The following is a 14,507-nucleotide window of genomic DNA, read 5'->3' on the forward strand; positions in this document are numbered from 1 at the left end:
CCCTATCGGAGCGGCTGTGGCAGTGACAAAAACGGTTGCGCACACAAAGAACACCCGCAAAATTGTCTGGTGTTCGGGCCCCGCTTGAAAAACAAGGTCTCCGCCAACCCACTGACCAGATTCAGGTTGTCGACGTCCGACAGGGGAGGCTATCCCTTGCCCTCCTGAACTTGGTACTGAAGACGAGCACGTCTCAGGCGTTCGGTCTTCCTGCGCCGTGTCTCGCTTTCGTCGTCCATGATCTCCCGTGCGGCACGAGTTGTCTTGTCCAGCGCGGTTTCCTTGCGCTGTACCCCGGCATTCTCCAGATCCTTAATCGTTAGCTTCTGCATTGTCTCAATCCTTGAAGGCAGGGGAGGCACCCAGAGCAGGGTATCCTATTGGCGTCTGAGCGTAGGGCAGCAAGTGCCCGCTGGCTTAGGCAGCAATGGAAGGCTCGGCTTTCAGACCGGCGGTCTCGACTGCGGCCAAAAAGGCCACGCGCGCTGCGTCGACTGGTGCGAGACAGTCCATGACGGCGTCGATCTGCTCTAGCGCAAGATCCCGTCTGTGATCTGAAACCGGCCAGGCCTTTTTCAGCCAGTGATGAGCTTGTTCGATTGTTGTGATTTTCTTTGTCCGGCCCTCTGAGGGCAGGAAAATCGTCATGGGAGAACCCCAGGTAATTTCTATCAAATCTCGTCTTTCTGTCGTTTCTTGGATACGGGCGGCGCGTGGTAGATACTGGGTGCCGCAAGGGGCGAGAGCATGGCAAAGGACGCTCTCGCCGTATTTTTGTCGGCCCTTGTTCAGGGCCGCAGGGGCTTATGCCAATGCAAGGTTGCTTGCAGATTCGCGACCGTCGCGACCGCTCTCGAGATCAAAGGTCACGGCCTGACCATCGTCAAGCTGCTGGATGCCTGCGCGTTCAAGAGCGGAAATATGAACAAAAACGTCCCGCGATCCATGCTCGGGAGCAATGAAACCAAAACCTTTTTGAGTGTTGAACCATTTCACGGTGCCATTGGCCATCGTGTCGTCTCCATAATAAATGTCATCCGCAACACGCGATGACCCGGCCCAGTGTCGACATAAGAACAACTGGGGCCGTTAGGAAACAGAAGGTCGTAGGAAGAAGCTTTGCCCAATACACATGGGGCATTCCATCCGAGATTGTAAGGGGAAAGGCGAAAATATCCTGGAACTAATTTATCACCTCAGTCTGGCGCGACCTTTTGGAGCATCACGCAGCTCCAACAAAAAACGCCCGCTCCTTTGGGAACGGGCGTTTGCAACTGGATGCAATGTCGCGCTTAGCGGCGGATGCCCAGACGCTTGATCAGGTCCTGGTAACGGGCCTCATCCTTGCCTTTGGTGTAGTCCAGCAGCTTACGACGCTGAGCAACCATCTTCAGCAGACCACGACGACCGTGGTTGTCTTTCTTGTGGGTCTTGAAGTGCTCGGTCAGGGTGTTGATACGCGACGTCAGAATGGCAACCTGAACTTCGGGCGAACCGGTGTCGCCTTCCTTGGTTGCGAATTCTTTCATCAGGCGTGCTTTTTCTTCAGCAGTAATCGACATCGGGGTCTCCTTCATAAGGTTAAAGTGGATGGCGCAGGCCGGGATGTCGTCCAGCACAGGCCCATGGAGAAATCCGCCGCGATTCCACGACAGATGCGGGCGTATAGGCGGTTTCGCGGAAAAAAGCAAAGGCGATGTTCATCGAATTGCCTTTTCGCCCGTGTGATCGTTTCATGCTCTGCGCCAGCCCGGAAAGGGATCTGGCATGTCTTTCAATCCGGATAACGCGTCGGCATCTGGAACATCCATCAGGCAGGCCTCCAGCCGGGCCTTCAGGCGCGGCCAGTCGATGCCGCTGCCGATAAAGACCAGCTCCTGCCTGCGATCGCCAAAGGGCTCTTGCCAGTGTTCCTTTAGGTACGCCTGCGCCTGCGCATGGGTCGGCCTGCGATCTTCGGGGACGGTCGCCCACCAGGTCCCGAGTGGGGCTACGCTGGACAGGGCCCCGGCCAGGGAGAATTCTGCCACCCAATCGGGGCGGGTTGCGATCCAGAAATGCCCTTTGGCCCGGATCACACCGGGAAGGTCCGCATTCAGAACCCGGTGGATGGCGGCGGGATCAAAAGGCTGTCTGGCGCGAAAGACAAAGGACCGGATGCCATATTCGTCGCTTTCGGGGGTGTGATCGGCAAATCCATACAGTTCTTTTGCCCACATGGGGTGTTCATGTGCGGTTTCGAAACTGAACAGGCCTGTGTCAAGGATGTCTCCAGCCTCCACCTGGCTGTGATCTACCTCGATGATGCGGGCATCGGCGTTCAGACTGCGAATGATCTTTCGCGCTGCGTCGACCTTGGCAGGGCCTGCGTCCGAAATCTTGTTCAGCACCACTACATCTGCAAATTCCATCTGGTCGGTCAAAAGGTGCACCAGGCTTCTGGTGTCTTCCTCACCCATGCTCTCCCCGCGATCGGCTAGCTGGTCATGGCTTGAAAAATCACGTGGCAGGTTCACCGCATCGACCACGGTCACCATGGTGTCAAGGCGGGCCACATCAGACAGGCTGACGCCCGCCTCATCGCGAAATTCAAAGGTGGTCGCGACGGGAAGCGGCTCAGAAATGCCCGTGGATTCAATAAGGAGGTAATCGTAGCGCCCGGCCTCAGCGAGGCGGCGCACCTCTTTCAACAGATCGTCTCGCAGGGTGCAGCAGATGCAACCGTTGGAGAGCTCCACCAGTGTCTCGTCTGTCTGGCTCATCTCGGCGGAACCTGCGCGCACCAAGTCGGCATCAATGTTCACCTCGGACATATCGTTGACGATGACCGCAACGCGGCGGCCCTCGCGGTTGTTCAGTATACGGTTCAGCAAAGTGGTCTTGCCTGCGCCCAGGAAGCCAGACAGAACGGTGACAGGGAGGCGTGGGTCGGCCATGAAGATCTCCAAGATATGTTATGTTATGACATAACATTCACAATCTGATGGGAATGGCAAGGCCACCCTTTGGATGCCCTGCAATGCTGGGCGCGTTCAGTGCAATCCTAGATCTGTGGCAGACTCAGGTAGGCGGGATCATCGGTGCGGATCAGCTGGATGTCGGCGTCACTCAGTGGCGCAGAGCCGTTGACTCGAACGGCCTCCTCCCCGTCGAGGCGAATGATATGCTGGTCCGGATTGTCGGGGTTCTGTTCGACCGAGATTTCTGGTTCTGCGTTGCCGTCCGGCTCCCAGAGAACCATCAGTTGATCTTCATCCGGATCATAGTCGATCAGGTCCACGGCGGCTGAATCGCCCGCCAGACCACCTGCTGTCTGGTCTAGGATGATGTGATCCGCGCCCTCGCCAACCGTCACGATATCGCCAGAACCGGCAACCAATGTGTCGTCACCGTCCCCGCCATTCAGAAAGTCACTGGTTGCGCCATCGTCTGCACCCCAAACAAGGTCATTACCGACACCACCAAAGAGTGTGTCCGTATCCGCGCCTCCGGCGAGCGTGTCATTGCCATCGTTCCCATGCAGCGCATCATTGCCCCAGCCACCGCTCAGCTGGTCATCACCCTGCCCGCCGTGGGCGGTGTCGTCTGCCCCGCCGCCATCGAGCGTGTCGTTTCCGAAATGACCGTAGAGGCTGTCATCGCCCGCATCGCCGGACAGGAAGTCATTTCCGTCTTCTCCATGCAAAAGGTCGCGCCCTTGCCCGCCATACAAGGTGTCTTCCCCGACATCACCATAAAGGGTGTCATGGCCGTCATCCCCTGACAGCACATCATCACCCCCATAGCCGTTCAGCTGATCGTCATTTCCCCCGCCCGACAAGAGGTCACCAAAGTCGCTGCCAGACAGAAGTTCCACATCGTCGTCCCCCGTCAGGTTCAGCCCATCTTGAGGAGCGTCATCCGGGTCCGATTTGTGCGTGTCGATGATGTCCGAAACAGGGACAACTTCGGATTCTTGTTCTCCGCCGACCTGGTCTACATCGCCATCGGCCTCTGACTCGTCGCTGCCAAAGTCAACGAATATTGCGCTGCCAACGGCAACAAGGCCCAACAACCCAGCCAACCAGAACACTGCCCCACTCTCCACGCCACGGAAGATACATTTATGTCAGGGCTAAGTATTACACGGTCCACAGTGCAATGCAAAACAAATGGAGAACATCGGTTAACGATCCGCAAACAGCCGGGGTCGTTTGGCTAAGTCCAAGTCAGCGGTTGTTGCGTGTAAGAGATATAGAGAGGGTGCTTTGGGTGCCCGTGCTTGCTGAGGCCGAGATGAAACAGCGGGCGGCCGGTTGCCCTTAAGGCGGCCTCAATCCGCGGACCCTGCTCCCGGTGGGTACCATGAGTGCCCCAGGCGCAAATGATCTGATCCGCCCACTCCGCGCCCGACAGGATCGCCGCCTGATTCTCTGGCCCCTCGGGATCCTTGGCCGCGCGCATCACGCGCGGGTCGGTGGCGCGAATGGCAAAGATATTGGTGGCGCGGAAGCCTCCAAAGCCCAAGGCCCGCGCCCGCCGCTCGCAACGCTCGATGGTGGGATCGTTCTGTACTTCGGTCGCTGTCGAAGGGTTCAGCATCACGAACATCACCTTTTTCCCGTGGGGATCCCAGACCCGCGTCAGGCTGTAGCGATAGGTCTCGCAGTCGGAATAGACGGCGGTGGAGGGCGCATCGCCCTTGGTATGGCTGCGGGTGATCATGGGGCAGAGATGCCATGGCGCCCCCAGAGGGGCAAGCATAGGCGTTACTGGTTGAAGACGCGGCTGGGGTGCAGCTCTCCGGATTTGTGGATGCCCACGGCGACCGCCTTGCCATCGAACGAGGCCCAGGCCTCATCCCCGTATTCCACTTCGGAGGCCAGCACCATGCCGGGGTTGCCGTTGCGCAGGCGGGTGGCGCCTTCGGGGGTGCATTTCAGCTCGGGCAGGTCGGCGAGACCTTCCTCAAGCGGGCGCAGGTGGGTGTCGAGTTCGGGCGTGCGCTGCATTCGTTCGATCTCTTCCAGCGACAGCCCGTCGGCGGCATCAAACGGCCCTGACCAGATCCGGCGCAACTCCTTCACATGGCCATGACAGCCAAGTGCCGCGCCCAGATCGCGCGCGATGGAGCGCACATAGCCCCCCTTGCCGCAGGTCATCTCCAGCACCACGTGATCGGCGTCGGGGCGATCCACCAGAACCAGTTCCTCCACCCAAAGCGGGCGGGCGGCGATCTCGAAATCCTCATCCCCGTCGCGGGCGAGCTTGTAGGCACGCTGCCCGTCGATTTTCACGGCCGAGAATTTGGGCGGCACCTGCATGATCTCGCCAATGAACGGGCCGAGCGCAGCCTTGATGTCTTCATCCGAGGGGCGCGCATCGCTCTGGGCGATCACTTCGCCCTCGGCATCGTCAGTGTTGGTGGCCTGACCCAGCCGAACGGTGAAAGTATAGGCCTTCAGCGCATCGGTGATATAGGGAACCGTCTTGGTCGCCTCGCCCAGGGCCACGGCCAGAACGCCGGTCGCCTCGGGGTCGAGCGTGCCCGCATGGCCGGCTTTCTTGGCCTCCAGCGCCCAGCGCACCTTGTTCACGACAGCGGTCGAGGTCAGCCCCGCAGGCTTGTCCACCACCAGCCAGCCGGAAATATCGCGCCCCTTGCGTTTGCGTGCCATGCCTGTTCCCCGTGATGTCTTGCTGAGGCGCGCGGCGTAGCGGATCGGGCAGAAGCTGTCAATTACCCGTCACGGTAGGGGGGAGCTATTCCACCACGCCCACCACAGGCCCCATGGCAAACCCCGCATCCGAGCGGCCCAGTTGGGGCGCGTGCAGGCGGGAGATATTGCCATCGAAATACAGCGCATTGGGCAGTTTCAGGTGGTTGCGGAACAGGCTGCCAAACTGGTGGAAAGTCACCGCATTGCGCGAGATGACAAAGACCGCGCGCTGCCCGTCCGCCGAGGTGCCAACCCCGTTGCGCACGTAATACGACGTGGAGTCGGGTAGAAAGCGCGGATGCAGTTTTCCGTCGATCACCAGCATCGGCCCCGATTGGGTGGCATCGCGGCAGGTCTTCCCCTGATCCCGGAAGGTCATCGTCTCGATCACATCGGCGCGGCCGTTGTTGATGCAGAAGACTCCGTTTGGCAGCAGGCCGAAATTGCCGGGGCCTGCGTTGGGGATCAGCCGCATCTCCTGCTGACCATCCTCGACATACAGCCCCACCGGAGAGCGATCCGCGTGATACATCCCGGCATTGGTGGCAAAGCTGAGGCTCTTGCCCGCCTTGGCCAGTTCCGCCTCGATCGGGGCAAAGTGGCCATAGGGTTTGCCGTTCTCGGCGCGCAGGAACAGGCGCAGCTCTTCGCGGCCCGCATCCACCTCACAGATCGTGTAGCGGTTGCCGTCATAGCTGTCGTTGCGGCACTCGACAGCGGCGGCGCTGCTGGCCCATAGCCCCGCAATCAGGGCAGCGCAGATGGACGCCGCCCGAAAGGTCACTCTTCGATGTCGCGGCGCACCGCGTCCTGACTCAGCATCCGGCGGGTGTCGTCCATCTGGTCGAATGTCTGATCCAGTTGGAAGCGCAGATCGGGGGTGAACTTCAGGCCCAGCTTCTTGCCCACTGCCCGGCGCAGCTCGCCCTTGTTGCGGGCGAGCAGTTTCAACACCTCCTCCTGCCCCTTGCCACCAAGCGGCAGCACATAGGCGGTGGCGATCTTCAGATCCGGGGAGGCACGCACCTCGCCGACCGTGATCGACATGCGGTTCAGCTCGGGATCATGCACATCGCCCCGCGCCAGCACTTCGGACAGAGAGCGGCGGATCAGCTCGCCGACGCGCAGCTGACGTTGAGAGGGGCCGGGGCCATCGTGGAATTTGTTCTTTGCCATGGGTTCGATCTATGCCGAAAGCAGCCCTTTGCCAAGACACGTCCAAAAGGGTAGGACAAAAGCCGCAAGAAACGAAGCGCCAGCTTGGGATAAAGGATCAGGCCAATGACTCATAAACCGGGTATCGTGATTACCGGAGCCTCTGGCCGGATGGGGCAGATGCTGATCAAGACCGTGCTGGAGAGCGACAAGGCCACGCTGGTCGGCGCTGTCGAACGCAGCGGCCACGATTGGGTTGGTCGTGACGTGGGTGAGGCGATGGGCGGCACGCCGCTTGGCGTCACCGTCACCGATGACGCGCTTGAGGCGTTCTCCAAGGCGCAGGCGGTCATTGATTTCACCGCCCCTGAGGCGACGCTGGAATTCGCGGCCCTCGCAGCGCAGGCCCGCGCCGTGCATGTGATCGGCACCACCGGCATGACCGATGAACAGATCGCCCGGCTGGAACCTGCATCGCGCCACGCGGTGATCGTGCGGGCTGGCAACATGTCCCTTGGCGTGAACCTTCTGGTGCAGTTGACCAAACAGGTCGCCGCCGCGCTGGACGAGGATTTTGATATCGAGGTGATCGAGGCGCACCACCACCACAAGGTCGACGCCCCATCCGGCACCGCGCTGATGCTGGGCGAAGCCGCCGCCGAGGGGCGCGGGGTCAAGCTCGCCGATGTCTCGGACCGGGGGCGTGACGGCATCACCGGCGCACGCAAACGCGGCGACATTGGCTTCACCGCCATTCGCGGCGGCGACATCGTGGGCGAACATGACGTGCTGTTCGCCGCTGCAGGGGAACGGATCGTTCTGCGCCACATGGCCACAGACCGCGCGATCTTTGCCCGTGGCGCCCTGAAGGCGGCGCTGTGGGGGCAGGACAAATCCCCCGGTGAATACGACATGATCGACGTGCTGGGGCTTTGAGTCCCCCCATCAACGGGCGGCTGTTTCCGAGAACCCTTCAAGCCCTTCTGTGGCCTCTGCGACTGAGGCTTCGAAGTGTTCGATCATCGGCATGACGATCGGCTCGACTTCCTTTTCCCAGACGGGGCCGTCGTAAAAGGCGGCCTTGATCCGCTCGCGCTCCTCCATTGATGGAAATGCGCGCAGCCAATGCACCACATCGGGATCCTCAAGATCGCGCATGGGGCCAAAGACCAGCATGCCAGCCGCGCGCAGGGCCGGGCGGTTCACGGTCTCGAAAAAGTGGATGAACGCATCGCGCTTGCCGGGTTTCAGGTGATAGCGGCGGATTTCAAAGATCAAGGGGTGGTTTCCAATTCGGATAGGCGCTGGCGCAAGGCTCAGAAATCGATAGCGATGCCCTTTTTCTCCCAGTCGCCATAACGGGCAGGATCCGGGCCGTCGCGTCCGCCCAGCTCCTTGGGCAGCGGGGCCTTTTCGGCGGCGGCTTTGCGGCGTACCTCGGCCTCGGCGAGGGCGCGCTGGGCGGCGGGGGGGAGGTCTTTCTGGGTCGGGGTCTTCGGTGTGGTCTCGTCGCTCATCGCGGGTTCCTTTATGCTTTGACCATGATATACGCCCCTGTCCGGCGGGAACAAGTCAGCGCCGGTGGTCCCCAAGTCGCCAGAGAAAGCTAGAACTCCGATGTCCGACAAAACCCCCGATCCGCTCCAGGCCCGCAAATCCGCGATCTACCTTCTGGATCAGGTGCTGGGCGAGGGACGTTTGTTGGCGGAGTGCTATGCCGCCGGAGCATTGGAGCGGCTGGCGCCGGAAGAGCGCGCACGGGCGCAGCGATTGGCGGTCGAGACGCTGCGCAGCTTGGAGCGGGCTGATCGGGTGTTGCAGAAGCATCTCAAGAAAACCCCGCCGCTGACGGTGATGAATGCGCTGCGGCTGGGCACGGTGGAGCTGTGCTCGGGCGGGGCGGCGCATGGGGTGGTGAACGCTATGGTGACGATTGTCTCGAAACACCGCCGCCACGGGCAATTGAAGGGCATGGTCAACGCGGTGCTGCGCAAGGTGGCCGAAAAGGGACCGGCGGAATGGGCGAAGTTGCGCACGCCGCGCTTGCCGAACTGGCTGCGCAAACCGCTGGTACAGGCCTGGGGCGCCGAGGCGATGCTGGGCATTGAGGCCGCCCATTTCGCGGGTGCCCCGCTGGATATCACGGGCAATCCCGGCGCGGATCTGTCGGCGCTGGGCGGAGAGCTATTGCCGACCGGTTCGGTGCGGCTAACGGATGCGGGGCAGGTGTCTACCTTGCCGGGCTATGCCACCGGGGACTGGTGGGTGCAGGATGTGGCCGCGGCCCTGCCTGCAAAGATGATCAACGCACAAAAGGGCGAGCGGGTGCTGGATCTTTGCGCAGCTCCGGGCGGCAAGACCATGCAGATGGCGGCCGCTGGCGCGCAGGTAACGGCGGTGGATGCCTCGGCCGGGCGGATGGAGCGGCTACAGGAGAACCTCTCCCGCACAGGTCTCAGCGCCGATCTGATCGTAGGCGATGCGTTGGAGCAGGCCGGCCAGTTTGATGCGGTGTTGCTGGACGCGCCTTGCTCGGCCACCGGCACCATCCGTCGCCATCCCGATCTGCCCCACGCCAAGGACGGTAGCGAATTCGGCGCTCTGATCGAATTGCAGGCGCAGATGCTGGCTCATGCCTGGACCCTGGTTAAACCCGGCGGGCGCATGGTCTTTTGCACCTGCTCCTTGCTGCCGGACGAGGGCGAATGCCAGATCGAAGAGGCGCTCGATATGTTTCCGGATATGTCGACGGATCGTAGCTGTTTTGACGGCCTTGGCATTGATCTTGCCTGGATCACCGAAGAGGGAGGCCTTCGCCTGCGCCCCGACTATTGGGCAGAGCGCGGCGGCATGGATGGCTTCTATATGGCGCTTTTGCTCAAAGCGGGATGATCATTTCTCGCCCATGGGGTGCGCGGCGGTTATTCTTCGGTGACTCGGATGTTTGACCGGGCTATGCTTCGACCAAAACGCCAGCGGCGTGAGGCGGAAAGAGCATGTCCAGATACGATAGACTGGCGGGGCGCGGAACCCGCCTTATGAACCGGATATATGCCTGGCGGGCGCGCAAGCAGCCGGCGGCAACCGGATTCGTATCTCAGCCCGAGCCACGCACCATCGGCAGCTTTGCCCGCGGACGGCAGCTTGTTGCAGGCAATCTTCTACTGGCAGGATACCTCGTTGAGTCGACCACCACCGGCCTCTGGGAGGTCGCAGCCCCCGACGCCGCCTTTGATGCCGAACGGCACGGATTTGCCTGGCTCGACGATCTGGCGGCCGTGGGGGATATCAAGGCCCGCATGAAGGCGCAGAATTGGGTTTGGGGCTGGATCCTGATGCACGGGCGCGGCACCGGTCCCGGCTGGTCGCCAGATCTGACCGGACGCAGGGTCATCCGCTGGATCAACCATGCGCTGTTCCTGCTCAGCGGCAAGGGGCGGGATGACACCGAAGCCTTTTATCGCTCTCTGTCGCAGCAGACCTGGTTCCTTGCGCATCGCTGGCAGGGTGCCACACCAGGGCTTCCCCGGTTCGAGGCGCTGGCGGGACTAATTTACGCGGGCCTTGCCCTGCAGGGCAAAGAGGAGCTGGCAGATCCCGCGATTCGCGCCCTCAGTGACGAATGTGAGCGTCAGATCGATGAGCAGGGCGGCCTTCCGACGCGCAATCCCGAAGAGCTTCTGGAAGTCTTTACCCTGCTGACCTGGACGGCTGCCGCCCTGCATGAGGCTGGCCGGACTGTCCCGGCACCTCAGGTGGCCGCGATAGAGCGTATTGCACCTACCTTGCGTGCGTTGCGCCATAGCGATGGCGGCCTTGCGCGGTTTCATGGTGGAGGGCGCGGGCTTGAAGGGTGGTTGGATCACGCGCTGGCCGCAAGTCATGTCGCGCCTCGGCCCGTCGAAGGGCTTGCCATGGGCTATGCGCGTTTGTCGGCGCGCCGCACCTCGGTTGTGGTCGACGCTGCCGTCCCGCCTCAGGGGCGCGCTTCGGGGAACGGGCATGCCTCAACGCTGGCATTTGAACTGACCTCCGGGCGGCGTCCGCTGATCGTCAACTGTGGCTCGGGCGAGACTTTCGGCCTTGAGTGGCGCCGTGCAGGTCGGGCCACGCCCTCGCATTCCACACTTTGCCTCGAGGGCCATTCCAGCGCGCGGCTTGCCTCTCCAGATCGTGGCACGGGGCAGGAAGAGCTGATCGACGGACCGAGCGAGGTGCAGGTGCAGCTTGAAGATCTGAGCGACGGCAGCCGGTTCCAGGGTGGCCATGATGGTTACATGCGCGAGTTTGGCCTGACCCACGCCCGCACGCTGGATCTGTCCTTTGACGGGCGCGGGCTGGTGGGAGAGGACATGCTGGTCGCTCTGGATGAGGCGGCGGAAAAGCGGTGCGCTGCTGCGTTAGCGTCGCATGGACCTGACGGGATTGGCTTTGATATTCGCCTCCATCTGCACCCGGAAGTGGATGCAACCCTTGACTTGGGCGGCGCAGCAGTATCCATGGCGCTCAAGAGCGGGGAAATCTGGGTTTTCCGCCATGACGGCACTTGTGATCTGAAGCTGGAGCCGGGCGTCTACCTGGAAAAGACCCGCTTGAAGCCGCGTGCGTCAAAGCAGATCGTTTTATCTGGCCGGGTGATCGACTATGCCACCCGCGTCCGGTGGACGTTGAGCAAGGCGCAGGAAACTGCCGATGCCGTGCGCGACCTGAACCGGGACGACCCCGAGAGTATTGACTGAGCCTGCAAAGGACCGCCCTGCCATGACCGACCTTCACCCCGTACGCCGTGCGCTGCTTTCCGTATCCGACAAGACCGGCCTGATTGAGCTGGGCAAGTCCCTCGCCGAACGCGGGGTTGAGCTGCTTTCGACTGGTGGCACTGCCAAGGCGCTGCGCGATGCAGGGCTTCAGGTTAAGGACGTCTCGGACGTCACCGGCTTTCCCGAAATGATGGATGGCCGCGTGAAGACCCTGCACCCGATGGTACACGGTGGCTTGCTGGCACTGCGCGACAACGATGCTCATGTGGCGGCGATGAACGAACACGGCATTGGCGCCATCGATCTTCTGGTGGTGAACCTCTACCCGTTCGAGGCAGCGCTGGCGCGCGGCGCAGATTATGACGAGATGATCGAGAATATCGATATTGGAGGCCCCGCGATGATCCGCGCGGCCTCCAAAAACCACCTGTTCGTGAACGTGGTAACCGACGTCGAGGATTACGACGCCCTGCTGGCCGAGCTGGATGCGAACGACGGTCAGACCTCTTATGGGTTCCGCCAGCGTCTGGCCCAGACCGCCTATGCCCGCACCGCCGCTTATGACGCCGCCGTGTCCAACTGGATGGCAGGCGCGCTGGAGCTGGAAGCCCCCCGTCGCCGTGCCTTTGCCGGTGAGCTGAAACAGACCCTGCGCTATGGCGAGAACAGCCACCAGAAAGCGGCCTTCTATACCGATGGTTCCAACCGTCCGGGCGTTGCCACCGCCGTGCAGCTGCAGGGCAAGGAGCTGTCCTACAACAACATCAACGATACCGATGCGGCCTATGAGCTGGTCGCCGAGTTCGACCCGGCGGAAACCGCTGCCGTCGCCATCATCAAGCACGCCAACCCCTGCGGCGTTGCACGCGGCGCGACCTTGGTCGAGGCCTATCAGAAGGCGTTCGACTGCGACCGCACCTCTGCCTTTGGTGGGATTGTGGCGCTGAACCAGCCGCTGGACGGCGAAACCGCCGCAAAGATCACTGAAATCTTCACCGAGGTGGTGATCGCTCCCGGTGCCTCGGACGAGGCCAAGGAAATCTTCGCCGCCAAGAAGAACCTGCGCCTGCTCTTGACCGACGCGCTGCCTGATCCGCGCAAGGCAATCACCGCGTACAAGCAGGTCGCGGGCGGCGTGCTGGTACAGGATAAGGACGTGGGTTACGTCGGCATGGACGATCTGAAGGTCGTCACCGAAAAGGCCCCGACAGAAGAGCAGATGCAGGACCTTCTGTTTGCCTGGAAAGTGGCCAAGCACGTCAAATCAAATGCAATCGTTTATGTCAAAGGCGATGCCACCGTGGGCGTGGGTGCCGGTCAGATGAGCCGTCTCGACAGCGCCAATGTCGCTGCCGCCAAGGCGCAGCGCATGGCCGATGAGTTGGGTCTGGACGAAAGCCTGGCCAAAGGGTCGGCCGTGGCCTCGGATGCCTTTTTCCCCTTCCCCGACGGTCTCTTGGAAGCCGCGGCTGCCGGCGCGACCTGCGTCATCCAGCCGGGCGGTTCCATGCGCGATGAAGAGGTGATCAAGGCGGCCAATGAGGCTGGTCTCGCCATGGTCTTTACCGGTATGCGGCACTTCCGTCACTGATCTGCACATGGCAAGGGATATGGCAGTACGCATGATGTTTTGGGGCGCCTTCTGGGCCTTTCTGTTGGATCAGGCCAGCAAATATCTGGTGATTCACTGGATGGGCCTTTCACAGCGCCTGGCCATCGATGTGCTGCCTCCCCTGCTGAACTTTCGCTATGGTGAGAACACCGGGATCAACTTCGGCCTGTTCGGCGGAGGCGATGATGCGTCGCGCTGGGTTCTGATCGTGCTGTCGCTGGTCATCTGTGTTGCATTGGCTTACTGGATCAACCGTTCGCATCGTAGTGCGAGATTGATGGCCCTGGCGGCTGGATTGGTGATCGGCGGGGCGCTGGGCAATGTGGCGGACCGGCTGCTTTATGGTTATGTGCTCGACTTCCTGAACATGTCTTGCTGCGGCATCACCAACCCGTTTGTCTTCAACGTGGCCGATGTCTTTATATTTGCCGGGGCGGCAGGTTTGATCCTATTTGACCGAGGCGGGAAAAACCCCGCGTGACCTTGGTCTGAAATTGCGGTAGAAGAACCTCGAAACTGGCAGGAGTATCTGGGAATGCGGATCCCTTTGGGCATGATTGTTCTGGTGGGCGCGGTGGCTGTTGCGGGCTGCTCGCAAAAAGGGCTGCGCGATATTCGCAAGACTGGCACCGGTCCGGACGAATTCCTCGTTCTGCCGAGCAAGCCGTTGAGCGAGCCTGCCGATTACTCCAGCCTGCCAACCCCTACACCGGGTGGAACCAACATCACCGACGCGACACCAAAGGCGGATGCCGTGGCTGCGCTTGGGGGTAAGGCATCGGCGCTGGTGCCGGGACAGGGCGTGCCGAGCTCGGAACTGGCGCTGGTCTCTGCCTCCAGCCGCTATGGTGTCTCCCCAACCGTCCGTCAGGAGCTGGCTGAGGAAGACGCTCAGTTCCTCAAGCGCAAGCGGATTACGGGCCGGATCAAACTGTTCCCGGTTGATCGCTATGAGCAGATCTATGCCAAACAGACCCTTGACCCCTTTGCGGCCAATGAACGGTTCCGCCGCGCAGGCGTCGCGACGCCGACAGCTCCCCCTGCAACCAGCGAGTAAGACACTTACGGCGGGCATACAGTGACACCCGGCTCATATGGGGCTGATTTCACATTCTTGTTTGTACGACTTGCGCATCAATCACATCGGCTTAGCTTGTGGTTAACCATGATTGCTCCACAATGCTTGGAGCCCGAGCGCTCTTCGGGCGGTGGTTTTCCGACTTTGCGAGAGCCTCAAGCAGGATTGTCCATGGTGCGTCACCATGGGCCGATAGGATTGGA

General features: G+C 61.4%; 18 protein-coding genes. 6 read left to right on the top strand and 12 right to left on the bottom strand.

What is annotated here, in order from left to right:
* Nucleotides 1-149: 149 nt before the first annotated feature.
* From INS80_RS07560 to rbfA, 10 genes are all read right to left on the bottom strand, one after another.
* On the bottom strand, nt 150-332 hold the full coding sequence (locus INS80_RS07560) for a hypothetical protein (protein WP_192965051.1): 183 nt from the start codon (nt 330-332) through the stop codon (nt 150-152).
* A gap of 85 nt (nt 333-417) precedes the next feature.
* A complete protein-coding gene (locus INS80_RS07565) occupies nt 418-648 on the bottom strand; it encodes a DUF982 domain-containing protein (RefSeq protein WP_192965052.1) in 231 nt (76 codons plus the stop codon).
* Nucleotides 649-804: 156 nt separating this feature from the next.
* Complete coding sequence (locus tag INS80_RS07570) at nt 805-1,011, bottom strand: cold-shock protein (RefSeq protein WP_192965053.1); 207 nt, start codon at nt 1,009-1,011, stop codon at nt 805-807.
* 281 nt (nt 1,012-1,292) lie between these two features.
* Complete coding sequence (gene rpsO / locus INS80_RS07575) at nt 1,293-1,562, bottom strand: 30S ribosomal protein S15 (protein WP_019295116.1); 270 nt, start codon at nt 1,560-1,562, stop codon at nt 1,293-1,295.
* Between the two features lie 171 nt (nt 1,563-1,733).
* On the bottom strand, nt 1,734-2,936 hold the full coding sequence (locus INS80_RS07580; RefSeq protein ID WP_192965054.1) for a GTP-binding protein: 1,203 nt from the start codon (nt 2,934-2,936) through the stop codon (nt 1,734-1,736).
* Nucleotides 2,937-3,043: 107 nt separating this feature from the next.
* A complete protein-coding gene (locus INS80_RS07585) occupies nt 3,044-4,072 on the bottom strand; it encodes a calcium-binding protein (protein WP_192965055.1) in 1,029 nt (342 codons plus the stop codon).
* 125 nt (nt 4,073-4,197) lie between these two features.
* Entirely contained in the window at nt 4,198-4,704 is a 507-nt protein-coding gene (locus tag INS80_RS07590; RefSeq protein ID WP_192967226.1) for a DUF1643 domain-containing protein, read from the bottom strand.
* Nucleotides 4,705-4,748: 44 nt separating this feature from the next.
* Nucleotides 4,749-5,657, bottom strand: coding sequence for a tRNA pseudouridine(55) synthase TruB (gene truB, locus INS80_RS07595; protein WP_192965056.1), 909 nt, complete (start codon nt 5,655-5,657; stop codon nt 4,749-4,751).
* An 85-nt stretch (nt 5,658-5,742) separates the two neighbouring features.
* Entirely contained in the window at nt 5,743-6,450 is a 708-nt protein-coding gene (locus INS80_RS07600) for a phosphodiester glycosidase family protein (RefSeq protein ID WP_192967227.1), read from the bottom strand.
* A 29-nt stretch (nt 6,451-6,479) separates the two neighbouring features.
* Nucleotides 6,480-6,875, bottom strand: coding sequence for a 30S ribosome-binding factor RbfA (gene rbfA, locus INS80_RS07605; protein WP_192965057.1), 396 nt, complete (start codon nt 6,873-6,875; stop codon nt 6,480-6,482).
* A 105-nt stretch (nt 6,876-6,980) separates the two neighbouring features.
* On the opposite strand from rbfA, the gene dapB reads away from it, so the two are divergent.
* Nucleotides 6,981-7,790: a 4-hydroxy-tetrahydrodipicolinate reductase gene (gene dapB / locus INS80_RS07610; protein ID WP_192965058.1), complete on the top strand. Its 810-nt coding sequence runs from the start codon at nt 6,981-6,983 to the stop codon at nt 7,788-7,790.
* Between the two features lie 9 nt (nt 7,791-7,799).
* Here dapB and INS80_RS07615 read toward each other — a convergent pair whose 3' ends face one another.
* Together INS80_RS07615 and INS80_RS07620 are read right to left on the bottom strand one after the other, a co-directional pair.
* Nucleotides 7,800-8,132 (bottom strand): NIPSNAP family protein, encoded by a 333-nt coding sequence (locus tag INS80_RS07615; protein WP_192965059.1) that lies wholly within the window; start codon nt 8,130-8,132, stop codon nt 7,800-7,802.
* Nucleotides 8,133-8,170: 38 nt separating this feature from the next.
* Nucleotides 8,171-8,371: a DUF1674 domain-containing protein gene (locus INS80_RS07620; protein ID WP_192965061.1), complete on the bottom strand. Its 201-nt coding sequence runs from the start codon at nt 8,369-8,371 to the stop codon at nt 8,171-8,173.
* A gap of 100 nt (nt 8,372-8,471) precedes the next feature.
* Here INS80_RS07620 and INS80_RS07625 point away from each other — a divergent pair, with 100 nt between their 5' ends.
* From INS80_RS07625 to INS80_RS07645, 5 genes are all read left to right on the top strand, one after another.
* Nucleotides 8,472-9,746 carry an RsmB/NOP family class I SAM-dependent RNA methyltransferase gene (locus INS80_RS07625; protein ID WP_192965062.1) on the top strand — a complete coding sequence of 425 codons (1,275 nt, stop codon included), beginning with the start codon at nt 8,472-8,474 and terminating at the stop codon, nt 9,744-9,746.
* A 104-nt stretch (nt 9,747-9,850) separates the two neighbouring features.
* Entirely contained in the window at nt 9,851-11,593 is a 1,743-nt protein-coding gene (locus INS80_RS07630) for a heparinase II/III family protein (protein WP_192965063.1), read from the top strand.
* A 22-nt stretch (nt 11,594-11,615) separates the two neighbouring features.
* Nucleotides 11,616-13,205 (top strand): bifunctional phosphoribosylaminoimidazolecarboxamide formyltransferase/IMP cyclohydrolase, encoded by a 1,590-nt coding sequence (purH, locus tag INS80_RS07635; RefSeq protein ID WP_192965064.1) that lies wholly within the window; start codon nt 11,616-11,618, stop codon nt 13,203-13,205.
* A 19-nt stretch (nt 13,206-13,224) separates the two neighbouring features.
* Nucleotides 13,225-13,707, top strand: a complete 483-nt coding sequence (gene lspA / locus INS80_RS07640) for a signal peptidase II (protein WP_192965065.1) — start codon at nt 13,225-13,227, stop codon at nt 13,705-13,707.
* Between the two features lie 54 nt (nt 13,708-13,761).
* The gene (locus tag INS80_RS07645) at nt 13,762-14,283 is read left to right on the top strand and encodes a DUF3035 domain-containing protein (RefSeq protein ID WP_192965066.1); all 522 of its coding nucleotides are present in this window, start codon (nt 13,762-13,764) and stop codon (nt 14,281-14,283) included.
* Nucleotides 14,284-14,507 lie beyond the last annotated feature (224 nt).

This window comes from Phycobacter azelaicus, assembly GCF_014884385.1.
Taxonomy (GTDB): Bacteria; Pseudomonadota; Alphaproteobacteria; order Rhodobacterales; family Rhodobacteraceae; genus Phycobacter; species Phycobacter azelaicus.